This window comes from Streptomyces sp. NPDC046303, assembly GCF_055588085.1.
Map to the genome: position 1 here is coordinate 1 of NZ_JBVJFA010000030.1, position 24,845 is coordinate 24,845.

Annotated in this window: 18 protein-coding genes; 8 read left to right on the forward strand and 10 right to left on the reverse strand. The window is 73.6% G+C overall.

The window, feature by feature from the left end; genetic code table 11:
- The first annotated feature begins 216 nt into the window (after nucleotides 1-216).
- On the forward strand, nucleotides 217-918 hold the full coding sequence (locus tag ACZ6I1_RS26630; protein WP_469291244.1) for a UdgX family uracil-DNA binding protein: 702 nt from the start codon (nucleotides 217-219) through the stop codon (nucleotides 916-918).
- Nucleotides 919-994: 76 nt separating this feature from the next.
- Here the strand turns inward: ACZ6I1_RS26630 and ACZ6I1_RS26635 are convergent, their stop codons facing one another.
- A complete protein-coding gene (locus ACZ6I1_RS26635) occupies nucleotides 995-4,834 on the reverse strand; it encodes a CHAT domain-containing protein (protein WP_469291246.1) in 3,840 nt (1,279 codons plus the stop codon).
- A 66-nt stretch (nucleotides 4,835-4,900) separates the two neighbouring features.
- On the opposite strand from ACZ6I1_RS26635, the gene ACZ6I1_RS26640 reads away from it, so the two are divergent.
- Together ACZ6I1_RS26640 and ACZ6I1_RS26645 are read left to right on the forward strand one after the other, a co-directional pair.
- Nucleotides 4,901-5,284, forward strand: a complete 384-nt coding sequence (locus tag ACZ6I1_RS26640; protein ID WP_469291248.1) for a hypothetical protein — start codon at nucleotides 4,901-4,903, stop codon at nucleotides 5,282-5,284.
- Entirely contained in the window at nucleotides 5,281-6,261 is a 981-nt protein-coding gene (locus ACZ6I1_RS26645) for a hypothetical protein (RefSeq protein WP_469291250.1), read from the forward strand. The genes ACZ6I1_RS26640 and ACZ6I1_RS26645 overlap by 4 nt, the downstream gene beginning before the upstream one ends.
- 93 nt (nucleotides 6,262-6,354) lie before the next feature.
- Here ACZ6I1_RS26645 and ACZ6I1_RS26650 read toward each other — a convergent pair whose 3' ends face one another.
- The 5 genes from ACZ6I1_RS26650 to ACZ6I1_RS26670 all read right to left on the reverse strand — a co-directional run bounded on the left by ACZ6I1_RS26650 (nucleotide 6,355) and on the right by ACZ6I1_RS26670 (nucleotide 11,335).
- A complete protein-coding gene (locus ACZ6I1_RS26650; protein WP_469291252.1) occupies nucleotides 6,355-7,383 on the reverse strand; it encodes a pyridoxal-phosphate dependent enzyme in 1,029 nt (342 codons plus the stop codon).
- A 62-nt stretch (nucleotides 7,384-7,445) separates the two neighbouring features.
- Entirely contained in the window at nucleotides 7,446-8,369 is a 924-nt protein-coding gene (locus ACZ6I1_RS26655) for a Rossmann-like domain-containing protein (protein WP_469291254.1), read from the reverse strand.
- Nucleotides 8,370-8,383: 14 nt separating this feature from the next.
- The gene (locus ACZ6I1_RS26660) at nucleotides 8,384-9,175 is read right to left on the reverse strand and encodes an ABC transporter ATP-binding protein (protein ID WP_469291256.1); all 792 of its coding nucleotides are present in this window, start codon (nucleotides 9,173-9,175) and stop codon (nucleotides 8,384-8,386) included.
- Nucleotides 9,172-10,323, reverse strand: coding sequence for a FecCD family ABC transporter permease (locus tag ACZ6I1_RS26665; RefSeq protein ID WP_469291258.1), 1,152 nt, complete (start codon nucleotides 10,321-10,323; stop codon nucleotides 9,172-9,174). The genes ACZ6I1_RS26660 and ACZ6I1_RS26665 overlap by 4 nt, the downstream gene beginning before the upstream one ends.
- On the reverse strand, nucleotides 10,313-11,335 hold the full coding sequence (locus ACZ6I1_RS26670) for an ABC transporter substrate-binding protein (RefSeq protein ID WP_469291260.1): 1,023 nt from the start codon (nucleotides 11,333-11,335) through the stop codon (nucleotides 10,313-10,315). The genes ACZ6I1_RS26665 and ACZ6I1_RS26670 overlap by 11 nt, the downstream gene beginning before the upstream one ends.
- A 239-nt stretch (nucleotides 11,336-11,574) precedes the next feature.
- Here ACZ6I1_RS26670 and ACZ6I1_RS26675 point away from each other — a divergent pair, with 239 nt between their 5' ends.
- Complete coding sequence (locus tag ACZ6I1_RS26675) at nucleotides 11,575-12,843, forward strand: MFS transporter (RefSeq protein WP_469291262.1); 1,269 nt, start codon at nucleotides 11,575-11,577, stop codon at nucleotides 12,841-12,843.
- An 86-nt stretch (nucleotides 12,844-12,929) separates the two neighbouring features.
- Nucleotides 12,930-13,739 (forward strand): crotonase/enoyl-CoA hydratase family protein, encoded by an 810-nt coding sequence (locus tag ACZ6I1_RS26680; protein ID WP_469291263.1) that lies wholly within the window; start codon nucleotides 12,930-12,932, stop codon nucleotides 13,737-13,739.
- A 37-nt stretch (nucleotides 13,740-13,776) separates the two neighbouring features.
- Here the strand turns inward: ACZ6I1_RS26680 and ACZ6I1_RS26685 are convergent, their stop codons facing one another.
- Complete coding sequence (locus ACZ6I1_RS26685; protein WP_469291265.1) at nucleotides 13,777-15,432, reverse strand: oleate hydratase; 1,656 nt, start codon at nucleotides 15,430-15,432, stop codon at nucleotides 13,777-13,779.
- Nucleotides 15,433-15,641: 209 nt separating this feature from the next.
- On the opposite strand from ACZ6I1_RS26685, the gene ACZ6I1_RS26690 reads away from it, so the two are divergent.
- On the forward strand, nucleotides 15,642-17,717 hold the full coding sequence (locus ACZ6I1_RS26690; RefSeq protein ID WP_469291266.1) for a SpoIIE family protein phosphatase: 2,076 nt from the start codon (nucleotides 15,642-15,644) through the stop codon (nucleotides 17,715-17,717).
- 44 nt (nucleotides 17,718-17,761) lie between these two features.
- On the opposite strand, the gene ACZ6I1_RS26695 is transcribed toward ACZ6I1_RS26690, so the two are convergent.
- Nucleotides 17,762-18,034 carry a hypothetical protein gene (locus ACZ6I1_RS26695; protein WP_469291269.1) on the reverse strand — a complete coding sequence of 91 codons (273 nt, stop codon included), beginning with the start codon at nucleotides 18,032-18,034 and terminating at the stop codon, nucleotides 17,762-17,764.
- Between the two features lie 279 nt (nucleotides 18,035-18,313).
- On the opposite strand from ACZ6I1_RS26695, the gene ACZ6I1_RS26700 reads away from it, so the two are divergent.
- The gene (locus ACZ6I1_RS26700; protein WP_469291271.1) at nucleotides 18,314-19,663 is read left to right on the forward strand and encodes a transcriptional regulator; all 1,350 of its coding nucleotides are present in this window, start codon (nucleotides 18,314-18,316) and stop codon (nucleotides 19,661-19,663) included.
- Nucleotides 19,664-19,781: 118 nt separating this feature from the next.
- On the opposite strand, the gene ACZ6I1_RS26705 is transcribed toward ACZ6I1_RS26700, so the two are convergent.
- Nucleotides 19,782-20,612, reverse strand: a complete 831-nt coding sequence (locus ACZ6I1_RS26705; protein WP_469291395.1) for a S1 family peptidase — start codon at nucleotides 20,610-20,612, stop codon at nucleotides 19,782-19,784.
- Nucleotides 20,613-20,901: 289 nt separating this feature from the next.
- On the opposite strand from ACZ6I1_RS26705, the gene ACZ6I1_RS26710 reads away from it, so the two are divergent.
- Nucleotides 20,902-23,430, forward strand: a complete 2,529-nt coding sequence (locus ACZ6I1_RS26710; RefSeq protein WP_469291273.1) for a PEP/pyruvate-binding domain-containing protein — start codon at nucleotides 20,902-20,904, stop codon at nucleotides 23,428-23,430.
- Between the two features lie 40 nt (nucleotides 23,431-23,470).
- Here the strand turns inward: ACZ6I1_RS26710 and ACZ6I1_RS26715 are convergent, their stop codons facing one another.
- The gene (locus ACZ6I1_RS26715; protein ID WP_469291275.1) at nucleotides 23,471-24,538 is read right to left on the reverse strand and encodes a helix-turn-helix domain-containing protein; all 1,068 of its coding nucleotides are present in this window, start codon (nucleotides 24,536-24,538) and stop codon (nucleotides 23,471-23,473) included.
- Nucleotides 24,539-24,845 lie beyond the last annotated feature (307 nt).

A 24,845-nucleotide genomic window follows, 5' to 3' on the forward strand; every position in this document is an offset into this window, starting at 1 on the left:
ACGTACGTCCAGTACGCGGGCATCCGGCCGGCACGCCGAGAGCACGCACCGGACACCGCTCCTTCACCACGGACCTCCGTCAGACACCCCCTAGGGGGCAGGCGCCGCGGTTTGTGGTGGTGGTCGCCGGGCAGACGCCGACTGCCGCCCCGCGGTCACGAGCCCGGGGCGGACCAGACCGCAGGGAACCGGGTGCACGGTTCGGAGGTGGTGGCGATGGACGCGGGCACGAGCTCCGCCCCGGCCGCGGCGGCCGGACCCCTGGAAGCCGGACAGGGATACGACGCGACCCCCTACCTGCCGGCACGCGGCGGTCTGCCGAGCCTGCGGCGCGCGGCGGAAGGATGCCGGGGATGCCCCCTGTTCCGGGACGCCACCCAGACGGTCTTCGGCAAGGGACCGGCCCACGCGCGGCTGATGCTGGTCGGGGAGCAGCCCGGCGACCAGGAGGACGTGCAGGGCGAGCCGTTCGTGGGCCCCGCGGGACGGCTGCTGCGGAAGGCGCTCGACGAGGCCGGGCTCGGCGACGAGGACCCCTACCTGACCAACGTGGTCAAGCACTTCAAGTTCACGGTGGCCCCGCGCGGCAAGCGCCGCATCCACAAGGCCCCGAGCCTGCGGGAGATGACCGCCTGCCGGCCCTGGCTCGTGGAGGAACTCCGGCTGGTCGCCCCCGACGTGCTGGTGGTACTGGGCGGAACGGCGGGCAAGGCGCTGCTCGGCTCCTCGTTCCGCGTCGGCGAGCGCCGCGGGATACTCCTGCCGATGCCCACGCTGGACGGCGGTCAGGCACACGAGATGCCCGGCCAGATGCTGGCGACGGTCCATCCGTCGTCCGTCTTGCGGTCCGACGACCGGAGCGCCGCCTTCTCGGGCCTGGTCGCGGACCTCTCCGTGGCCGCCACCGCGCTGGACTGACCGGCGCTGCGAAAAGTCCGAACTGCAGCGGGCCCTCGGCCGCTGAACCTCCGCGCACCGGTCGGACCCACAGGGTTCAGGCCCCCGCGTGGAGGTGCGCCGCCCAGCGGGTGGGAGTGTGCGGATAGCGGTCGCGGAGCTCACGCAGCGTCTCGTTCAGCGCGAGGGCCGCGTCCGCGGTGTCCGGTGCCCGCGTGCCCCCGCCGGTCAGCCGGCGGTAGAAGCCCTCGGCGACGGCGGCGGCGGCCCTGTCGCCGACCGGCCAGAGCGTACCGATGGCATGCGGATACCCCGACAGCTGGAAGGCGGCCGTGATGTGGACGGCCTCGTCGGCGAGCCGCGGGGTCGTGATCGCCGTGCTGCACGCCGAGAGGTAGACCAGCTCGGCTTCCCGCAGGCGCAGTCCGGCGATTTCCGAGACGGTGAGCGGCCGGCGTGCGTGGTCGGCGAGGAGCAGCCGGTTGCGCGAAGGGTCCGCAGGGTCACCCACACCATGGCAGATGAAGTGCACCAGGCCGTGGTCCTCCAGGTGCGTGCGTACGGCGGCCGAGGTGGCCTCGTCGCCGACCAGCGTGGTGACCACCCCGGTCGGCTCCAGCAATCCGCCGACGACGCGTGCTTCGGCGGCGGCCTGGGACAGCGGCGGTGCCGCGGGTGTGTCGGGCAGGGCCACCACGAGCGCGGCCGGCGCCTCCCTCCCGGGCTTCCGCCGCGCACGGGCCCGGGACCGCGAGTGGCCCAGCGCGCGCAGCGTGGTGGTCGTGGAGGAGACCGTCCGGTCCAGCAGGGTCGCCGGCAGCCGGTCGGGCGCGGGCGGCGCGTCGCGGTGGCGTCCGGCGGCCTGGAGGGGCAGCCGGGACAAGAAGCCCACCGGGCACCACCAGATCCGCGGAGTCCCCGCCGCCGGGCGGGAGCCGTCGATGCCGAGATGGTCGAGCACCGGTGCGGCGACGGCGTCCCACAGCCACTCCAGCAGGGCGTGCAGATCCTCTTGCGCCTGCTCGCGGGCGCTGAAGGGAAGGGCCTGCGCGGCCGCAGCGTCGACCATCCCGGGAAGGCGGGCCATGTGGGCCGCGGCCTCCTCGGCCACCAGCAGGGGCAGCGGCACCGCCTCGACACGGTGTCCGGGTGCGGCGCCCGGACGCAGGACGAGTGCGTCGGACCGCCACGGACTGGTGTAGACGAGGACGACGAGCCCTGGTTCCACCTGCCGGAGCAGCCCGTCGATGGCGGGCGGCCGCATGAACTCCTCGTGGCCGGGCAGCGCGCGGATGCGCGCCAGGAGGGCGGTCCGCCGCTCGCCGAGGCGGTGGCGCTCCTCGGCGGGCCCGGTGGTGAGGAGGCCGTCCCGCGGTCCCCGCACGGGCACGGCGCGGAGGTCCTCGTAGGCCCGGGCCAGCGCGGGATGGGTGCGCCGCAGCGCTTCGAGTTCGCCGTCCGGGCCGGGCAGCACCTCGGCGTGGAGCCGGCCGCGGCACTGCTCGAGCAGTTCGACGGCACGCTCGGCCCTGCCCGCGGCCACCGCTGCCGCGGCGGTCAGGTTGGCGAGTCCCGCCGTGCCCTGGAGGAGGTGCTGCCGGTCCCGGTGCGGCAGGTCCCACGGAGCGAGCACCGGAATCCGGGCGATCGCCTGTTCCACGGCGGCCAGTGCGGCCGTGGCGTCCCGTCGCTGCATGGCCTTGGCGGCGAGGGCGCCGGCCGCCTCGAGCCGGACGAGCGGTTCCGCGGCGGCCCGTGCGGCGATCGCCCGGTAGATCTCCTCGGCCTCGACGGCCGCCTCCGGGACCCCACCCGCTGCGGCCTGCGCGTCGAGGACGCGGGCCAGGAGCCAGGCGTACGCGTCCTTCCTGTGCGAGGCGGTTCCGGACGCGGCCGCACATGCCGCCCGCGCAAGCGTCACGGCCCGGGGGAGGTCGTCCGGGAACCCGTCGAGGAGGGCTTCCTCCTCGTCGGTGCAGTGGTGCCGCGTCAGGAGCAGGTGCGCCAGGAGCGCGCGGGCCTCCGCTCCGTTCTGTTCGTCCGGGGGGAGGGCCTGGGCCTCCTCCACGCAGGGCTTCGCCTTGACGAGGGCAGTCGCGATCCGGGTTCGCCGGTACACGTCCAGCCATGCCTGCCCGGCACGCAGCAGCAGAGCCGGGTACTGTCCGTCGGCTTTGGGACAGGCCGCCGCGGCCGCCATGCCGTGGCCGGCCGCCTCCATGGCGCGCGCCAGGTACGTGTCCGCGTCGGTGGCCCGCTCCGCGGCACTCTCCAGCACGTCGCCCAGCCCGGCCAGGGCCCTCGCACGCATGATGCCGTGGGAGGGAGTGAGCGCCAGGGCCCGCCGTGCGAGCAGCTCGGCCTCCTCGAGCGTGTCGAGGTCTCCGCGCCGCTGGTACAGGGTGTGCAGCACGTCCACCAGGGCGAGCAGTCCCCTCGCCTGGTCCGCGCGGTCGGCCGGCTGGTTTCCGGCAGCGGCCGCGCCGGTCAGGGACCGGTGGACATCGGCGCAGTCCAGCAGCGTCCTCAGCTCGCCCGTGGTGTCGTACACCCGCTTGAGGGTCTGGGCGAGCACCGGCATCGCCTCGCGGAAGGAGTCGGGTCCGGCGGCCGTGACCCGGCCCCGGGCGAGGTCCAGCAGTTCCGCGGCCCCTTCCGGGCGGCCGAGCTCCCAGACGCTCAAGGCCAGGGCGCGGTACGAGTTGTTGAGGGACTCGCGGTGTTCGGGGTGGCCGGGTGGTGCGTGCCGGAGGTTCTCCCGGGTGAGGGCGACCGCGAGGTCGACCGTCGCGGCGTCGTGCGTGGCCTCGGCCAGGTCCACGAGGAACACGGCCAGGTTGTGCCGCCGGCCGGGCCACTTCGGGGAGTCCTTCGGCGTGGCGGCCACGGCCCTGCGCTGCGTGGCCACGGCCTCGCGCAGGGCCTGCAGCTCACCGTCGGCCTCGTACAGGGTGTGCAGATCCTTGGCGAGGTTGTACAGCAGCCTGCCGTCCCGGACGGGGGGCTCCGACGGCCGGCTGTGGACCGCCTCACGGCCCCGGGTGACCGCCCTGCGCAGGTGAGCCGGATCACGCGTCCGGTCGTACTGGAGGGAGTGCACGTGCGCGACGTGGGCCAGCCGCTCGCGGCGGTCCGGGTCCGCGGCCGAGGTCAGAGCCAGCGCGTCCAGGCCGAAGCGCAGGCTCTCGCCCAGTGCGCGCTCGTCGCCGGCGCGCACGTGGCGGTCCAGCAGCAGAGTGGCGAAGTTGAAGAGCACCAGGGGGCGTTCGGGGTGGTCGCGGGGGCAGCGCTCCACCGCCTCGCGGCTGAGGGACAGGGCTTCGATGAGCGCCCGGAGGTCGCCGGTGAGGTCGAGCACGCGCTGCAGTCCGGTGCCCGCCGCGGTGCGCGCCGCCACTCCCAGCGTGTGGGCGTGGGGGCTGCCCGCGGGTGTGCCGTCGACGGCCTCGCGCATCAGGGCGAGGCCCAGCCGCAGGGTGGACCGGTCGAGCAGGGCGTCGTAGCGGTTGAGGGCGGCGAGGCCGTGCCGCACGAGGGCGGACAGCCGCTCCGCGGGATCCTTGCGCAGGCGCCTGAAGCTGCGCGGCAGCCGGGGGAGTCGGCGTACGGCCTCCCGCACGTCCGCCGGGACGAACGCGGGGAGGAAGGCGTCCGTCCAGGCGTAGAGGAAGAGCGCGGCACGCCGTTCCGCCCGGCCGTCGGTGCGGCGCGCGCCCGGTGTCCGCCGCTGGCACAGATGGCGTTGCCACAGCAGCGTGGCCACGGTGTACACGACGTCGAAGTCCGCACCGTCGGGATGGGCCCGCCAGGCGCCGGCCATCCGGAGGGCGTGCTCCGCGGTCTGCGGGTCGCAGAGCGGACGCGGATCGCCGCTCTCCTCGAACAGCGTGGCCCGGGCGCGCAGTTCAGGGTATCCGTCGGGCTGCAAGCTGGTCACTTTCGGTGAGGCGTCCGGTGCTCTGGGTATTTGATCGTCTGTCATCATGACGCCCTGGGAGGTCGGATGTCGGACATGGATCACCGGATCGAGCGGTTGTGCGCGCACCTGGCGGGCGGCGAATTGACGCTCCGCGCCGAACGGTACGGCGTCGCCGAGGCCTTGGAGCGGGTGCTGGACGCGCTACGGCGGGGGACGGATCTCGAAGCGGTACGAGGGGACCTGGACGCGGTCGACGAGGGCTTCGCGGTGCACGGGATCGACGGGCTGACCACGGGCAGCCGCGCGTACCAGCCACTGCCGGGCGAGGGCGGCCACCGGGTGCTGCGGGGGTGGGTCTGCCCGGCGCCGCGGCGCTGCGTACGCCTCACACCGCTGGGTGACGAGGGCCGCCCCCCGACGTGTGCGGCGCTGGAGACTCCCCTCGTGCGGGTCGAGATCCCGCTGTGAACGCCTTCCTCGGCGAGCTCGGCAAGCGGTTCGCCGAGCGCTGGCTCGCGCTGCTCGTCCTGCCCGGTGCGCTGTTCGTGGCCGCGGTCACCGTCGCCTCCGTGCTGGGACACCGGCGCGCGCTGGAAGCGGCCGCACTGGGTGCCTGGCTCGACCGGCTGGCCGCCACGCAGGCGAGCGGGAAGACCGGCATCAGCGTGCTCGTCGCGGCCGGCGTGCTGGCGGCCTCCGCGGCGGCGGGACTCGGCGCCTCGGCCCTGGGGTTCTTCGTGGAACGGCTGTGGTCCGCCGAGGGCCGCTGGTGGCCCCTGCGCCCGCTGGCCCGACAGCGCAGGCGGCGGTGGCAGCGGGCGCAGGAGCAGGTCCGGCTGCGGCGTACGGCCGTCATCCGGTCGGCCACGCCCCCGTACGGGGCCGATCCGGCGGCGCGGGCGGCCCTGCGCGAGGCGATGGTCCGGTGCGCGCGGATATCCCTCGTGCCGGCCGAACGCCCGACGTGGATCGGGGACCGGCTGCGCGCCGCGGACGTACGGGTCCACCACGCCTACCGGGTCGACCTGACGGCGTGGTGGCCGGCGCTCTGGCTGGCCGTGCCGGACAGCACGCGGGAGGAGCTGACGCAGGCGTACGCGGCGTACCGGTCCGCCGCGCGGCTGACCGCATGGGGAGTGCTGTACCTCGTCCTCGGCGGCTGGTGGTGGCCGGCGGCCCCGGTCGCCGTCGTCACCCTGGCCACGGCGGCGATCCGGGCACGGGCGGCGGCCGCGGCGCTGGCGCAACTGGTCGAGGCGTCGGTCGACCTGCACGGCCGGGAGATCGCCGGGATGCTGGGCGCCGGCACCGCCCCCACCCCCGCCACCGCCGACGCCGCGGACGCTTCCGGCGGCGGCGTCCTCGACGCGCGGGCCGGCGCCCGGATCAGCGCACTGCTCCGCAAGGACGACCTCGTCGCCTTCGAGGCCGGCGAACTGGACTAGGGGGTGTCTGACGGAGGTCCGCGGCGTCGCCGGCACGCCGAGAGCACGCACCGGACGCCGCTCCTTGACGGGCAAACATTGCCCGACGCGCCACTAGGCCGGCGTGAGGGCGCCCGCGCGGCCTGCTGCCGGCGCCGGCGAGCGGTTCCACCGCATGCGGGACCAGGGGAGGGCGAGTTCGTCCTGGGCCGCCACCGCGTGCGGCGCGAAGTCCTCCAGGCGCGCGGCCGGACCGGGGCGGGCGTAGACGCTGTCCACGTACCGGTGGCCGGTATCGGGGGCGATGAACAGGACGGTCCGCCCGGGGCTGCGGTCGCGTTCCCAGCGGGCTGCGAGGTACCCGGCCCCCGTGGAGAGCCCCGCGAACACCGCGTGGCGGCGCAGCAGGTCGACGCTGCCGGCGCGGGCGGCGTCGAAGGAGATCCAGTGCAGGACGTCGTACAGCTCGTGGGCGACGTTCCCGAACGGGATCGAACTGCCGATCCCGGCGATGATGATCTCGGGGTCGGCGACGTGCTCGGCGCCGAACGTGACGCTGCCGTACGGCTGCACGCCGACGAGTTCGACACCGGGGTCGTCCGCACGGAGGTACCTCGCGAGGGCTCCGGTCGAGGCGCCCGTCCCCACGCCGCCGACGATGGTCAGCGCCTCGGTTCCGGCCGCTCGCCGGATGCGCTCGGCGATGGAGCGGTAGCCGAGGTAGTGGATGTCGTCGTGGTACTGGCGCATCCAGTGGTACTCGGGGTGTGCGGCGAGGATCTCGTGGACGCGTTCGACCCGGCGCTTCTGGTCGAGCTTGAGGTCGCTGCACGGCGCCATCTGCTCCAGCGTCGCGCCGAGCCCGGCGAGTTGGGTGCGCAGGGTGCGGTCGACCGTGGTGGAACCGACGATGTGGCACCGCATGCCGTAGCGGTGGCAGGCCAGCGCGAGGGCGTGGGCGTAGATACCGCTGGAGCTGTCCAGCAGGGTGTCGCCGCGCCGGACGACTCCGGTGTCGAGCAGGTGCCGGACCGCCGCGAGCGCGGAGACCACCTTCATGGTCTCGAAGCGGAGGCAGACGAGGCGGTCGTCGAGGCGTATCAGGTCGGGGCGGCCGACCGACTCCGCGAAGTGCTGGTCCATGTCGGAATTCCTTGTCGTGGGGGAGGAAGTGCCGTACGCGACGGTGTCCCGGTCGGCCACGCTCACTCCCCGGCCCCGGCCCCGGCCCCGGCCCCGGCCCCGGCCCCGGTCGCGGACCGGTAGCGGTACAGCCGCGTGGGGTCGGCGCTGAACTGGGAGAAGGGGAACGGCTCCGCCGACAGCGCGGTCACCCCCGCCCCCAGGAAGGCGCGGGCCACGGCGCTCCCGCTCTGCGCGTACACCACCAGGGGGATCCCCCGGGACCGGCAGCGGTCCAGGACCGTGTCGAACGAGCCGTTGCCGAGGGTCATTCCGGTGGCGACGACGGCGTCCGCTGCGTCGAGGACCTGGTGCATGTCGTCGGTGACGGGGTCTCCCCACTGGGTCGTCTTCAGGTTGAAGTCGCAGGGCAGGGGCACGGCGCCGCGCTCGCGGATCGCGGCGACCAGGGGATTGACCACGCCGATGAGGCCGACCTTCGCTCCCGCCGGGAGGTCGAGCAGCCCGGCGATCGCCGCGTCACGGGCCTTCGCGCGGACTTCCGGCGTCCCGGCCGGCAGGACGACCGCCTCGGCTTCCCCCGCGTCCGCGGCGCTCGCGTGCGGGCGGGCTTCGGCGAGGTAGGCGTCGAGGGCCGCCATGCGCAGGGGGCGGGGTGCCTCGCGGAGCAGGACGTCGAGCGGGGTACCGGAGGAGTCGCGGCAGACGTCCGGGTCGATCTCGCCGGCTTCGAAGGCGCATCCGCCGAAGGAGCCGCCGAGACGTACCAGCACGTACTGGTTGAGGTAGGTGGTGTCGCCGCCGGCGAGGCGGGTGCCGTGGTGGATCCAGAACACGCTCGTCGCGACGAGTTCGGAGGGCAGCGGCCCGTGCTCACCGGCCAGCACGGACGTCGTCAGTGCGTCAACGGTACGAAGCGCAGGGGTGGATGAGGTGGATGACGCGGATGAGGCGGAGGCAGTGGGCGTGGGCGTGGTGGTCGTCATGGTGGGATTCCTTGTCACAGGGGGAGCGGGGTGGAGGGGGCGAAGGCGCGGCGGCGGTAGGCGACCGCGCGGTTGCCCAGGGCGTCGGTGGTGAGTTCGGCGTCGACCTCGAAGACCTCGGCGAGGCGCTCGGGGGTCAGGACGGCCTCGGGGGTGCCGGAGGAGACCAGCCGCCCGTGGTGCATCAGCACCAGGCGGTCGCAGTACCGGGCGGCCAGGGACAGGTCGTGCAGCGCCACCAGGACGGTCTGGTCGGTACCGGCCAGCAGCTCCAGCAGGTCCAACTGGTGTTTCACGTCCAGGTGGTTCGTCGGCTCGTCGAGCAGCAGGCAGTACGGCTGCTGGGCCAGCGCGCGGGCGATGTGGGCGCGCTGGCGCTCACCCCCCGAAAGGGCCCGCCAGGACCGGTCGGCGAGTGCGGTGAGCCCGACGCGGTCCAGCGCGGCAGCGACGACGGCCCGGTCGGCCGCACCCGGTCCGCGCCAGCGGTCCCGGAAGGGGGTGCGGCCCAGGCCCACGACGTCCGCGACGCTCAGGTCGCTGTCCGATCCCGGGTCCTGCTCGACGAAGGCGACATGGCGGGCGATACGGCGCGCGCCCCACCGCCGCACGCACTCGCCGTCGTACAGCACGGTCCCCGCGTCCGGGGCGCGCAGGCCCGCGAGGCAGCGCAGCAGGGAGGACTTGCCCGACCCGTTGGGCCCGAGCAGTCCGACGGTCTCGCCCGGGGCGATGTCCAGGTCGACTGCGCGGACGACGGGCGTGCCCGCCGCGGACCAGCTCAGCCGTTCGGCGGTGATCCTCACAGCTCACCCCTCTTGCGCAGGACCAGGAGGAACAGCGGGACGCCGAGCAGTGCGGTGATCACGCCCACCGGCAGTTCCCGGGGCGCGAAGGCGACCCGCGCCAGGGCGTCCGTCCACACCAGGAACACCGCGCCGCAGAGGGCCGCGTACGGAAGGAGGACCCGGTGCGCCGGCCCGATCAGGAACCGCACCCCGTGGGGCACGATCAGCCCGACGAAGCCGATGGCGCCGACGGTCGCGACCGCCACGGAGGTCAGTACGGCCGTCACCACGAGCAGCAGCAGCCGGGTGCCGCGTACGCCGATCCCCAGGGACGCGGCGGTGTCGGCGCCGAACGCGAGCCCGTCGAGGGCGTTCGAGCACAGCCACGCGGCCGCCAGCCCCAGGGGCGTGACGACGGCACAGACGAGGACCGCGTCCCAGCGGGCGGGTGCCATCGAGCCCAGCAGCCAGTGGGTGACCGCCCGGGTGGTGTCCGCGTCGGCCGAAGCCATCAGCGTCAGCGAGGTCAGCGCGGTGAAGAGCTGGCCCACGACCACCCCCGTCAGCACGATGCGCACCGAGTCCAGGCCGGTCCGCCGCAGCAGCAGGAGCAGCAGTCCGAAGGAGAGCAGTGCGCCGAGCAGGGCGCCGCCGGTCACCCCGACCGTGCCGGCGCCCACGCCGAGGACCACGACGGCCACGGCTCCGGTCGACGCACCCGAGGACACGCCGAGGAGGTACGGGTCGGCGAGGGCGTTGCGGGTGACCGCCTGCAGCACCGTGCCGCACACCGCGAGGGAGGCGCCGACCAGGGCGGCCATCAGCACCCGCGGCATGCGCAGGTCCCAGATCAGCGAGTCCGCCAGCGGCGGCAGCGGTGGGACGGCCAGGCCGAGCCGGCTGCCGAACACCGCGCCCAGGTCGCCCCATCCCACGTCGGCGGTGCCGATGCGCAACGCCCACGCCATCGAGACGGCCAGGCCCGCGGCGGCGGCGAGGAACAGCCCGGCCCGGGCGGGCGCGGACCGGCCGGCCGGGGGCGGCGCGGATGACGGGACGACGGCCGCCGCGGCAGTCGCGGCAGCCGCGGCCACCGGGGCCTGGCGGGCCGTCGGATGCAGCAGATCCAGCGGTCCCGGACGGCCGTCAACCGGGTCAGCGGGCATGCCCGAGGTCCCGCATCCCCGCGGCGAGCAGCTCGAGTGCGTGCACGGAGCGTACGGACGGGTCGAGTTCGATGCCCGGCACTTCGATGATCTTGTTGTCGCGTACGGCGCCGAGCTGGGAGACCACCGGGTGCCGGGCCATCGTGTCGCGCTTCTCGGCGGCGCTGTCGCCCGGCCGGCCGCGCTCGGAGAGGGCGCCGATGACGATGAAGTCCGGGTCGCGCTTGGCGACTTCCTCCCAGGAGACCTCCGGCCAGTCCTCGTTCACGTCGTCGAAGGCGTTCCTGGCCCCGACAATCCGGCTCATCTCGCTGGGCAGGCCGGTCTTGCCGGCCACGTACGGCATCCCGTTGAAGACGGAGTAGAGGTAGACGACGGTCGGCTGGTCCTTGACCTTCGCGCCGGTCTCCCCGGCCTTCGCGACCGCGGCGCGCTGCTCGGCGGCGAGCCTGCCGGCGGGCTCTTCCGCGCCGAAGGCCTTGCCCAGGTTCTCGTAGTCGGTGAAGAGCAGGTCGAAGGCGGTCTTGCCGGGCTCGTTCTGCTGGGGGCAGTCGACGGCGCTGACGAAAGTGGGGACCTTCAGGGCCTCCAGCTCCTCGCGGGTGCCCGCCCGGTCCTTCGTGTAGAGGTCGCCGGAGCCGGCGACGACGAAGTCGGGGGTGGCGGAGCGCAGCTGCTCGCCGGTGGCGATCTTCGGTGCGATGACGGGGACCTTGGCGTAGGCGGCCTGGTACTTCGCCGGGATCTTCGTCTTCAGGTTGGCCGTTCCGGCCATGCGCTCCTGAAGTCCGAGCTCGAGCAGGATCTCGGTCGAGGCCTGGTCCAGGGCCACGGCCCGGCGGGGCGGCCCGTCGAAGGCCAGGTGCCGGCCGCAGCTGCTGAAGCCCGCCGCCTTGCCTGCGGCGGGGGCCGCGGGTTGGCGGTCCGGGGCGGAGCCGTCGGCGGTCGCCGAGCAGCCGGCGGTCGCGAGGACGACGGTGAGGGCGATACCGAGGCGGACGGGATGACGCATGGGTTCTCCGGTCTGGAAGGAGCGTGGTTCTGGTCGCGGGCAGTGGCAGGAGTGCCGCAGCCGCAGACGATACATTAATGATTATCATGTTCAATAACTGCTCGGGGGTGGCTTCCCGCCGGGTGACCGCCCGGAAGAACCCCTTCGGCATCACCGGCCGCAACCGCTCGGTCCCTGCGGCCTGTTGATGCACCGCCACCCCCGGCCCCGTCCGACCGTCAACAAGGGAGCAACGCCCCGTGGCGACTTCATCCACGCCCGCCCCAGCCAAAACCGATCCGCCCGTCGCGACGCCATCCGTCCTGCGTGATGTCGCGTTTCTCCGCCTGTGGGCAGGAACCACCGCCTCCGGCCTGGCGACCTGGGCGCTGCCCTTCGTCCTCGGTCTCGCGGTGCTGCACCGAGAGCTCAGCCCGGCGGGCCTCGGCCTCGTGCTCGCCGCGCGAACCGCCGGTTTCCTCGCCGCGGTCGCCGTCGGCGGTGTACTCGCCGACCGCCACTCCCGCCGGGCGGTCGTCCTCTGGTCGGCCCTGGCGGCCGCCGCTGCCGCCCCCCTCCTCGCCGCCGGGCTCGGCCGCTCGGTCCTGCTGATGACCCTCGCCGCAGCCCTGGCCGGCGCCGGCCAGGGCGCGTGCCGCCCCGCCTTCCAGGCGCTCACCGCCGAGGTCGTGGCCCCGGAGGGCAGGCAGCGGGCCAACGCCGCCATGACGCTGGCCGTCCGCAGCTCCACCCTGTCCGGCCCGGCGCTGACCGCCCTGCTCGCGGCCTTCCTGGACGTGTGGACCCTGCTGCTCGGCATCGGCCTGCTCTGGCTGGTCGCCGCTCTCGTCCCGGGCCGGGGCACCCCCGTCGCGGCCCCCGTCACCGCCGCCGGGCCCGCGGCGCGGGCCTCCTTCCGCGCGGAGTTCGCGGACGGCATACGCGAAGCCCGCCGCCACCCGTGGTTCCTGGCGGGCCTCGCCTCGCTCACCGCGGTCATCGCGCTCGGCTACTCCGCGACCAGCGTCGCCCTGCCGCTGATCAGCCGGGACCGCTACGGCACGGAATGGGTGCTGGCCGCCGCCATGACCGCGTACACGGTCGGCGCCCTCGGCGGCGCCCTGGTCATCGCCCGCTGGCGACCCCGTGCCCAGGGCTGGGCCGCCTTCGCCGGCCTCGCCGCGTACGGTTTCGCCCCCCTGAGCCTGGTGCTGCCGGTGCATCCCGCCGTGGTCATCGCCGCGTACGCCGTCGCCGGGACCGGGATCGAACTGTTCAACGTCCCCTGGTTCACGGCCACCCAGCGCGAGGTCGCCCCGGACAAGCTGGCGCGCGTCTCCTCGCTGGACTTCCTCGTCTCCTACGGCCTCGCCCCGGTCGGCCTGGCCCTCATCGCCCCGGCCATCACCGCCTTCGGCGCCCCTGCGGTACTCGCCGTGTGCGCCGCGGCCTGCTTCGCCGTACCGGCAGCCGCAGCACTGGTTCCCACGGCCCGCCACTTCGCCCGTACACCTGCCGCGGCCGGCTGACGGGGACTGGCGGGGACTGCCAGGATGGGGCGGGTCCACGAGTTCCGCTCCGACAGCACGAGTTGACCACTCCAGGAGACCCTCCCATGGCATCCGAGCACGACATCGCCGCTGATCCGGTACGGGTCCGGCGCAGCGGCGCGGTGACGACGATCAGCCTGAACCGGCCGCACGTCCGCAACGCCGTGGACCTGACCACCGCGACGGCGCTGGCCGAGGCGTTCCGTGTCTTCGACGCCGACCCGGAATCGGCCGTTGCCGTCCTCTACGGCGAAGGCGGAACCTTCTGCGCGGGCGCCGACCTGAAGGCCATCGGCGAAGGCAGGGGCAACCGTGTCGCGGCGGACGGCGACGGCCCCATGGGCGTCTCCCGGATGCGGCTCTCCAAGCCGGTCATCGCCGCCATCAGCGGGCACGCGGTGGCCGGCGGTCTGGAACTGGCGCTCTGGGCGGACCTCCGGGTGGCCGACGAGAGCGCGGTGTTCGGGGTGTTCTGCCGTCGCTGGGGCGTACCGCTCATCGACGGCGGAACGGTACGGCTGCCCCGCCTGATCGGCACGAGCCGGGCGATGGACATGATCCTCACCGGCAGGGCCGTCGATGCGGCCGAGGCCCACCACATCGGTCTCGTCCACCGCGTGGTCCCCGTCGGGGAGGCGCTGACGACGGCCCAGGACCTCGCGGCGCACCTGGCGACGCTCCCGCAGACCTGCATGCGCCACGACCGCATGTCGGTCCTCGAACAGGAAGGCCTCGACGAGAGCGCCGCCCTGGCCGTCGAGTTCCGGCACGGCACCGTCTCGCTCGCCGCCGAGGCCGTGACCGGCGCCGCCCGTTTCGCTGCCGGGGCCGGCCGCCACGGGCTGGACGGCGGGCCTGCCCGACCCGGGCCGTGACGCCCGCCCGCTCCCGCCCGCTCGCGTCCGCGCCCGGTCAGTGCCAGTGCAGGGTCTCGAGGGCCTCGACGAGGATCCTGGGGTCGTGTCCGCCCTTGTAGACGGGCGGGGGCATGGTGTCGAGTCCCAGCAGCCGGGCGACCGCGGTCCGGGCGGTGCGCACGGAGTACTCGACGGTGAAGACCACGTCGTCGGGGACCTCGGCGTACTGGCCGATGAAGGCGAGGTTGGTGGAGCCCGCGGGGACGACCTGCGGGCGGTCGCCGGCCTTGCGGACCAGGAACTGGCTGGTGATGTACGGCATCAGCGCGGGGATCACGACGGAGCCGTCCAGGATCCGCTGCCGCTCCGCGAAGGGCAGGTGCTGAAGCACCTCGTCGAGGATCTCGCGGCCCGTCCACGCGGACATGGGCTTGCGGACGAAGTCGCCCTGCTTGTCGGGGAACAGGGCGTAACCCCACCATACGAACGTGTCCTCGGGCTGCTCGCGGAAGTGCGGCTGGTGGTTCAGCACGATGGTCAGCAGCCAGCTGGACTCCTTGAAGGTGATCAGGCCGCCCTTGCCCGCCTCGCTGCCGCTGAACTCCTCCATCAGTTTGAAGAAGAGCGGGTCCTTGGTGGTGACCGTGAACGATTCCCAGGTGGAGTCCTTCGTCGAGGAGTTGAACACCTTCGGGTGGCCCAGCCCGGCTCCGGGACGCTTGGCGGCGAGCGTCTCCCAGAGCTGCCAGGCGCCACTGGAGGAGGTCGTGTCCAGGGCCGGGACGGTGTCCGTGGAGCCCAGGGTGGAGTTCGCGGTCATCGAGCCGTTGGTGACCAGCACCAGGTCCTCCGGGCCGATGACGGTCTCCCCGCTCTTCCCGCCGCGCTCCCAACTGAGGGCCTCCACCGTCAGCGCATCGCCGTCGGCCAGGCGCAGATCGGTCACACGGGTGCCCAGCCGGAGGGTGACGCCCTGGGCGGTGAGCCAGGCCAGCAGGGGGCGGACGATCGAGTCGAACTGGTTGAACCGGGTGCGGTAGATCCCCGACATGGTGTCGAAGTCCTTGAACAGGTGGACGAAGCGGTTGAGGTAGCGGCGGAACTCGATCGCGCTGTGCCAGGGCTCGAACGCGAAGGTGGTGCACCACATCGCCCAGAAGTTGGTGGTGAAGAACTCCTCGTGGAACAGGTCCGAGATGCGCTTGCCGTCCAGCAGTGCCTCGGGGGTGGCCACGCACCTGACGAGCTCGAGGCGGTCGCGCTCGGTGAACGTCATCGAGTGCGCGTCGATGATGTTCCCGTGTCCGTCGACCAGGCGGGCCCGGTCCTCCCACGCGAAGTCCTCGTGGAAGGCGAACGTGTCCTCGGTGACCGAGGTGCCCGGGTCGTCCAGCGAGGGGATGGAGGAGAGGAGCTCGTAGGTGCAGTCGAAGTGGATCTCGAACATGCGTCCGCCGCGCATGGTGTATCCGGTGTCGGGCGAGCCCGCGGCGTCCAGACTGCCGCCCTCGCGGTCCTGCTCCTCCAGGATCACGATGTCGCTCCCGTCGAATCCGCCGTCGCGCACCAGGTACGCCGCCGCCGCGAGCGACGCGATCCCACTGCCCACCAGATATGCCTTCGCCACGGCCATCCCTCGTTCTCTGTTCGTTTTTCTGTTCGTTCTCTGTCGGAGCCCTTCACGCCTCCCCGGCCGTGCCCGGCGCGACACCGGGGAGGGCTCCGGGTCGCCGGTTCGGACCAGCGGGCTCCGCAGGAGGGGGGAGGCGGCTCCGGACGCCGCGCCCAGCGCCCCCCGGGGTGACTGTCGGTGATCGGCTGGCGGTGCTGCGTAGCAGAGGCGGACCGGGAGGCGGCGTCACGCCGACCGGCAGACGATGGAGGCGTGGAGGACACCCCGGCGTTGGATGCGGGTGCCAGATGAACGAGCCCATACCGGTCGACGAGCTGATCAGCAGCGCCGCGCAGGCTGCCGGCGGATGGCTGGGCGCGCTGCCGGTCGCGCTGGTGGCCACCAGCGCCGACGGGACGATCGTGCGCTGGAACCAGGTCGCGCAGGAATTGCTGGGCCATGCTCCGCCGCAGATGCTGGGCCGCAACATCGCGGACCTGCTCCATCCGGGCGCGGACCGCAGTCTGGGCCGCTCCCTGTGGGAAGCCGCGGCCGCGGGACGGGGCGTGATGGGCACGGTGACCGCCTGGCACCGCGACGGGCACCCGCTGGAGCTGGAGATCTGGGCCGCTCCGGTGTCAGACCGCCGGCACGGCACGGCCACGGTGCTGGTCTTCGCTGCGGACGCCCACGCGGCACGGCGCATCCGGGGGTCGTCGGCGGTGTGGGACGGCCTGTTCGCGCGCTCCCCGGTCGGCATCGCGATCCTCGACACACAGCTGAGGTTCCTGCAGGTCAATGCCGCGCTCGAAGCCATGAACGGCCTGCCGGAATCGGCGCACGTGGGCCGCCGCCTGGCCGAGATCCTCCCCGAGGTGAACGCCCTGGAGATGGAGGAGGCCATGCGGCAGGTCCTGGAGACCGGCCGCCCCCTCCTGGACCGCCGCCGTGTCGGACGGACGCCCGCCGAGCCGGACCACGACCGGGTGTGGTCGTGTTCCTACGTCCGGGTCGAGGATCCCGCCGGCATGCCGATCGGTGTCATCGCCACGCTAGCCGACATCACCGAGCAGCAGCGCGACCACGTCGAAGCCGAAGCGGGACGGCGCAGGCTGGCCATGCTCAGTGAGGCCAGCATGCGGGTCGGCTCCAGTCTGGACCTGGAGCGCACCGCACAGGAACTCGCCGATCTCGCCGTACCGCGCCTGGCCGATGCCGTCACCGTGGACGTCCTGGACGTACTGGCCCACGGGGACGACCCCGGCATGGGGCTGACCGGCGGGGTCGCCTTGCGGCGGCTGGGCAAGGCTCCGCTGTCCGGATCCCGTGTGACCGACATCCTCGCCCCCCTCGGCCGGACGCTCACCTTCCCCGCGGCCGCCCCCTACACCCAGGCCCTCGCGGCCCGGCAGCCCTTCCTGGTCGCCCGTCTCGACGATCGGGCCGTCGCCTCCGCGGCCCGGCACACGTCCAAACCCGCACAACTGCTCTCGGTGGGCGTGCATTCGTTCTTCATGGCGCCCCTCGTGGCCAGGGAGGCGGTGCTCGGCGTCGCCACCTTCTACCGCACCCGCCCGATCGGGCCGTTCGGATCCGAAGACGTCACCCTCGCCGGTGAGCTGGCGGCCCGCGCCGCCCTCAGCATCGACAACGCCCGTCTCTACCACCGCGAGCACGAGACCGCCGTCATCCTCCAGCGCAGCATGCTCCCCCAGCACATCACCCCGCCCCCGGGCATCGCCGTGGCCCACCGCTACCTTCCCGCGAGCGACGTCAACGAGGTCGGCGGGGACTGGTACGACGTCCTGTCCCTGGCCGGAGGCAAGGCGGGCCTGCTCATCGGCGACGTCATGGGGCACGGCATCGCCGCGGCCGCGGTCATGGGCCGGCTGTCCGCCTCCGTACGGGCCCTCGCGCGCCTGGACCTGTCGCCCATCCGGCTGCTGCACCACCTGGAAGCCACCCTCTCCGACCTGGCCGAACCGATGCTGGCCTCCTTCCTGTACGTCGTCTGCGACCCGGCCACCGGGCACTGCACCGTCACCCGGGCCGGACACCCGCCGCCGGCCCTCGCCCTCCCCGACGGGACGGTCCGGCTCCTGCACACCCCGCCCGGTGTCCCCCTGGGGGTCGGGGGCGTCGCCTTCACCTCCACCGAGATCGACGTCCCTCCCGGCAGCCTCCTCGCGCTCTACACCGACGGGCTGATCGAAGCGCGCGGCTGCGACATCGACGAGCGGCTGGACGAAATGACACGCCTGCTCGCGGACCCCCAGCGGCAGCTGGACCACCTCTGCGACTCGCTGATCACCCACCTCGTCCCGGCCGCGGCGGACGACGACATCGCCCTCCTGGTCGCCCGCGTCGGAGGCCTCGGCACCTGACGCGACCTGACCGGCCCCGAGGTGATTGCCCTGCCCGGAACGGTTCACCGGTCACACCCGCCGTCTCGCATACCGCAGTCGTCGTGCTCCATCGGTACGGGCCGCTCCGTCGGCCTCGTGACCGGCCCGGCCTCCGGCGTCCGGTCCTGGACGACGGGCGGGAGCGGACGCCGGCCGATGGGGGAGTGCGACGCCACCTGTACGAGGAGCTCGCCTGCCGCCCCCGCCGCAACGGACCAGAGGTCGCCGGAAGCGGGACCGGCCGTGATGAGCACGATGAGCCCCACGAGCACCATCAGCCGAATCCACTCCGCCATACCCCAGCCGTTTCGCATCTCGCCACCCATTGCGGACTCCTCCACCCCATAGACGGGACGTACGGCCCGTCAGCCGGACGTTCTGGTCCTACTGTTGGGAGCGGGAAGCGGGTGGGCACAGACGCGCGCCATCGGGCAAGGGGTGCAGCAGGGGGCTCGAAAAGGGCGCGCCGACGGCAAAGACTTAGTCAAGCTGACGCAGGATCACTAACGTGGGTGGTCGAGCGGAGCAATCGCATCGGGGGTCTGATGAGTACTCGTCGAGAACCGAACCGGAACTTGCAGGACCTGATCAATGAAGCACGGTTTTCCCGTAAGGGTCTGGCTCGGCGCGTCAGTGAGCTCGCCGCCACGCAGGGCCTCAGCATGGGATGCGACCACACGGCGGTCGCACGCTGGCTGGCCGGTTCGGTGCCGAGGGACCCCACCCCGAGCCTGCTGGCGCAGGTGTTCTCCCAGCGCCTCGGCCGGATGCTGTCCCCGCAGGACCTCGGCATGGACATCGTTTCGGAAGACCACACGATCGGCCTCCGCTATCCCAGGAATACGGAACGCGCTGTCGATACGGCGCGGCGTTTGTGGAGGTACGACGTGGAAAGTCGTGGGTTTCTCATCGATTCCGCCTTTGCGGCCGGAGCCGTATCGGCCGCCAGCCGCGACTGGCTGATCGGCGGCCCGCGCGAGGACGTGAGTTATGCGGGCACTGACGGTCGCGTCACCATGTCCGACGTACGTCACCTGCGCGCTCTGGGCAATGAATTCGAGCGGCTCAGCCACGAGTTCGGGGCGCAGCGCATCCGCCGACACATGATCAATTATCTGCATTTCGATGTCGCCCCGCTGCTCAAGAAGTCACGGACCGACGAGGTGGGCCGCGCCCTCCTGCAGACCGCGGCCGAATTCACGGCGGCCGCCGGCTACATGGCCATTGACTGCAACGAGCTCAACCTGGCCGAGCGCTACTACATCCTGGCCCTCGGACTGGCCCATGCCGCCGACTCGCGGGATTACGGAGCCCAGGTCATGGCCACCCACATGGGGCACCTCGCGCTCTACGCCCAGCATCCTGCCGAGGCGGTCCAACTCGCCGAAGCGGCACGGCTGGGAGGACGGCAGCGGGGCGGACACCTCGCCCTGGCGGTGGCCTGGGTCGTCGAGGCGCGGGGGCACGCCCGCATGGGTGACGGACGTGCCTGCGCCCGCGCCCTGTCGGAAGCCGAGCAGCACTTCGACCGTTCGAGTCCGGCGGACGATTCGGCCACCTACCTGCGCTACTTCAAGGAGGCCTACCTCGCGGACGCCTTCGCCCACTGCTTCAGGGACCTGAACGAGCCTGCCAAGGCCTGTCACTACGCGCAGGCCGCCCTGCGCGGCCTGCCCGCCACCCACATCCGCCGCCGATCGATCAACACCGGCATCCTCGCCCACGCCGACCTGACGAACCACGAGCCCGAAGCGGCCGCCCGGCACGGGCTGGAGGCAGTCCGGCTCACGCGGCAGCTCCACTCCCCGCGGGCCTTCCGCAGGATCGCGCGCCTGCGCAAGCGGTTCGAGCCGTACCGGGGACTGCCGGAGGTCGCGGCGTTCGTGCACCAAGCCGACACCCTGCTCGCGGACGCTCCGGCATAGCGGCCGGCAGTGCTCCTCCGGTACGGCCCCCTGGTGGGGGCGCGTGACGCCGGTGCACCCCACCGCGGCACGTGCGGCGGGGTGCACCCGTGGCCGCCGCCGGCGCGGCGGCGCGAGGTCAGAGCAGGGTGACCTTGTACTTGGCGAGGACCTCCGGGACCGGCTGGTAGAAGGTCGTGCCGCCGACCGAGCAGTTGCCGCTGCCGCCGGAGGTGATGCCGAGCGCCTTCGTGCCGTCGTAGAGGGCGCCACCGGAGTCCCCGGGCTCGGCGCACACATTGGTCTTGATCATCCCGCGCACGGTGCCGCCGCCGCTGTAGCGGACCGTCGCGTTGAGGCCGGTGACGGTACCGCTCTTGGTGCCGGTGGTGGAGCCGCTGCGCTTGACCGGCTCGCCCACGTAGGCGTCGGCAGCGGTGAACCCGCCGGAGTGGCTGAGCGAGGTGTTGTCGTAGCGGACCAGCGCGTAGTCGTTGCCGGGGAAGCTGGAGCCCACCGTGGGGCCGACCAGGGTGCTCTGCGCGGAGTTGGTGTACCAGGTGGTGACGACGTTGCCGCAGTGGCCGGCGGTCAGGAAGTAGTACGTGCTGCCGCTCACGGCGTTGAAGCCCACCGAACACCGGTAGCCGCCGCCGTAGATGGCGTCGCCGGGGCCGAGCAGACGGGTGAACGTGCCCGGGGTCCGCTCGATCCGCAGGGCGCCGGCGTTCGCGCCCGCCGCCTTCCGGATCTTCGCGAGGCCGGCCTCGGACACGGTGCTGTCCGCCGTCACCGTGACGCGGCCGCTCGCCGCGTCCACGTGCCATGCGATGCCGCCGACATCGGTACCGAGCACGGCCTGGTCGACCTGGGCGAGTTCGGCCGCGCCGAAGGACCGCGGGGCGGCCGCTTCCGCGCTCGGCATCGTGAACGCGGCGCTCGCCAGCAGGCAGGCGGCCGCGGCGGCGATCGCGGCGCGCCTGGTCGTGGGGCGCGGGGTCCCGGGGGTCGCGGGGGTTGCGGGGGAGGACGTGCTGCGCGGTTTCCTCACTGATCTCCTCCTCGGAGCGTCGGGGCCCGGGGTGGGGGCCCTGTGAGGCGCGTTCAAGGATGACGTGTCCCTGACAGGCGCTGCAGGGAGTATGGGGAGTGGGTCGCCCCCGGCACAAGAGCCGCGTCGCCGCCGGGGAGCGCCCCGCCGGGTCAGGTGCCAGGCTGGGTGGTCCAGACGGCCGTCGTCCGCGGCGAAGGAGCGTGGCATGGACACGGGGGCGAGCACGGGGGCGAGTACGGGGGGTGCAGCCGGCCTGGTCGTCCCGCTGGGGCGGCTGGGCGGCACCGGCCTGGGGGTCGCGGGCGGGAAGGGCGCGAACCTGGGGGAGCTGGTCCGCGCGGGCTTTGCGGTGCCTGCGGGTTTCGTCGTCACCACGGCGGCGTACCGGCCGCCGGACCCGAGCCGGCTCGCCGCGGGCGGCCCGGCGGCGGTCCGTGAGGCCGTGGTGGAGGCCGGCGTCCCGGACGACGTGGCCGAGGCGGTGCGCGCCGCCTACCGGGAACTCGGCGGCGGGCCGGTCGCGGTCCGTTCGAGCGCCACCGCGGAGGACCTGCCGGAGGCGGCGTTCGCCGGTCAGCAGGACACCTTCCTCAACGTCATCGGCGAGCCGGACCTCCTCGACGCGGTCGTCCGCTGCTGGGCCTCGCTGTGGACCGACCGTGCCGTCGACTACCGCGCCGGCCACGGCATCGACCACGGGCGGGTGAGGATGGCGGTCGTCGTGCAGCGCATGGTCGACGCCGCGTACGCGGGGGTGGCATTCACCTGCGATCCCGTCACCGGCGACCGGAACACGCTGGTCATCGACGCGAGCCCGGGGCTGGGCGAAGCGGTGGTCTCCGGGCTGGTCACGCCGGAGCACATCGTGGTCGACACGCGGAGCCCGGGGGCGGTCCGCCGCAGCCCCGGCCACCACGACATCGCCGTCCGCCCCCGCCCCGGCGGGGGAACGGAGCAGGTCGCGGCGGACGGAACCGCTGCCGCGCTGCCCGCGCCCGCGGTACGGCAGCTCATCGGCGTCGCCGAAGACGTCGAGCGGCACTTCGGACGGCCGCAGGACCTCGAATGGGCGTGGGCCGACGGGAACCTGTACGTCCTGCAGACCCGCCCGATCACCGCACTGCCCCAGCCGCCCGAGCACCCCGCGCGCACACGGCCGGCGGCCCTCCCCGCCCGGCTCCAGCGGATGGCGAGCGCGATGCTCAGCGAGGTCCTGCCGGTCCGCCCGTACCCCATCGACATCACCGCGTGGCTGGCGCCGCTGCTGGAACTGCTCGAGGACGCCGTGGTCGAAGCGACCGGCGTGGCCCCTCCACCGCCGTCCCGGATCTTCATCGAGGACTCGGGCGTGGCGGTCCGTGTGGACATGCCGCTGCCCGCACCCACCTGGCGGCTGGTGACCACGCCCCTGCGCCTCGTACGCGCGGCGCGCCGCCACGACCCCGCCCGGTGGGCGTCGGATCCGCTCATCGGGGCCATGCGCCGCCGCGCGGACGAACTGCGCGGACGGGACACCGGCAGCTGCTCCTGGCCCGAACTCACGGCCCTGCTCACGGAAGGGCCCCGGATCGCCGCGCCGTTGCTGGGACTCAGGCTGCGCTACTTCCCCCGTACCCTGCTGGCACTGGCCGGGCTGTACGTCGCGCTGTCCGCGCTGCGGCGGCGCCGGCTCATGGGGGCGCTGCTGTCGGGCGTGGACACCCTGACCGCCGCCGCGAACCGTTCCCTGGAAGACCTGGCGGCCGCCATCCGGGCCGACACCGGGCTCTCGGAGGCCTTCGCCCGGCGCACCGCCGACGAGCTGTACGAGGCCCTGCACCACGGCATGCGGGAGTCGGCTCCCGGCTTCGTGGCCGACTTCGAAAGGTTCCTCGACCTGTACGGGCACCGTGACACGGCGTCCCCGCTGCTGCTCACGCCGGGCACCTGGAGCGACAGACCGGACATCGTCCTGAGCATGCTGAAGGGCCTCGCCTCCCAGGACCCGCCGCCGGTCGGCCCGCACCCCGGCGAGCAGGCCGAACAGGCCCTGTTCCGGCACCCCTTCCTCCAGCGCGCGCCGGGACCGCTGCGGTCGGCGCTCCGCGGGCTGCTGCGGCAGGCGCGCTGGTTCCAGCAGATCCGGGACGACACGCGGTTCCTGCCGATGCTGCCGCTGCCCGCGATGCGACGGGCGCTGCTGGAGATGGGTCACCGGCTCGTCGCGGCCGGGGTACTAGACGCCCCCGAGGACGTCTTCCACCTCCGCATGGACGAGCTCGACCGGATCGGACCCTGGCCGCCCGCGCCCCGACCCGCCGCCGAACTGCGCGGGCTCGCGGCCCGCCGCAAGGCCGCCCGTGCCGCCCTCGCCCGGACCCCGCTCGTCCCGCCCGCCCCCGCGCGGCCGCTCGGCCCGGTCCGCGCCGATGTCCTGCTGCGCGGGACCCCGGGCAGCGCCGGTGCCGCGGAGGGCCCGGTCCGCGTGATCCACGGCCCGGACGGGTTCGCCGCGCTCCGCAACGGCGACGTCCTGGTCGCGCCGTACACGAGTCCCGCCTGGACCCCGCTCTTCCGCCGGGCGGCCGCCGTCGTCACCGAGACGGGCGGCGTGGCCTCGCACGCCGCGATCGTCGCCCGTGAGTACGGCATCCCCGCGGTCATGGCCGCACCCGACGCGACGCGGCGGCTGACCGACGGCCGGCGGGTCCGCGTCGACGGCGACCACGGGCTGGTCCTGCGCCCGAGCCGCTGAAACACGCGGTCTGGGTGGGGCAGTGAGGGCAGGCGCTCCCCTATCCGGCGTCCGGGAGATGCGTCGGACCGGGGCCCGGCCGGCCGGTACGGCGCAGGGCGGCGGGTGTGGTGCCGTACCAGCGCTGGACGGCGCGGCGCAGGGCGCGGGCGTCGGCGTACCCGCTCCGCGCGGCGATGGCGTCGATGCCGAGGTCGGTGTCGTGGAGCAGCCGCGTGACCCGGGCCCGGCGCAGCGACTCGACCTCGCTGTTCCAGGTGGTGCCGTGTTCGTCGAGGCGGCGCTGGAGCGTTCGCGTACTGACGGCCATGCGCCGCGCCACCGCCGAGAGCGACGGGGTCGTCCCGTCGTGCGCGGAGGCCAGGACGGTGCGGAAGAGGTCCAGCCAGTCGTGCAGCGGGATCGCGTCGGCAAGGGTCTGTTCGGCGTGCTTTCGCAGCACCGCCGACAGGCCGGGCTGGGCGTGCGGCGTCGGGGCCTTCACGTCGGAGGCGAGGAAGGTGAGGGAGCTGTCCGGGGCTTCGAAGTCGATGGCGCGGGTGCCGTACAGCTCGGTCAGGGCGTCGTGCCGGCGGGGAGCCTCGGCGGCCAGCGTGACGCGGACGGGAACGAGGCGGCGTTGCGCGGCTTCGCTCAGACGCCGCTGGTACAGGCCGAGTGCGTAGCCGCGGATGGCGCACGCCGCCTCGTGGGTCAGATCGGCCTGGTTGACGTGGCTGATGGTGACGTGTTCGCCGTCTTCGGTGATCCGGAGGGTGTCCGTGCCGGGGTCGGCCACGACGGCGAAGTGGGCGGCGGCGTCCCGGATCCCTTCGAGCGGCGTGGGCGCGGAGGTGATCAGGTAGTCCCAGACCCCCAGGGCGCCGATGCCCGACTCCCGTGCCAGCACCACGGAGAGCTCGGTCCACGGAGCGTGAGCGGCCGTCAGTTCCGCGATGCGCAAGCCCGTGGCCGCGGGAGTCCGGCAGAGGTCGTCGTTGAGGTGCTCGGGCGCCAGGCCCAGCAGGTGCGCGTATCCGTGCGCGGGTACGCCGAGCAGACGAGCGGCGGTGACACTCAGACGGGTGAGGGCGGAGGAGGTTGTTCCGCGGTGTGCTTGCGAGACCACAGGGGCTGAGCATAGACCAGCCTGAAAGTCCAGGACTTCGCCGCGGTCCGGCGCCCGGTGTCCCCCTCATGGCGCGCAAGGTCCCCCCGTGGCATGGACGGTCCCCAGTGGCGCGGACGGTCCCCAACTGGCGCGCACGGTCCCCTGGGTGGCGCGTGCGGCCCTGGCCGCGTGCCTTTCCCGGCCGTAGCGTCCTGATCGTGCTCGCGCGGTGTCACCGGGACGAAGGTGTCGTGGACGGTACGCCGCGGTGCAGCGGGTCAGGCCCCGTCCGGCCAAGGAGCGGAGCCCCCCCACGGGGGTGGGG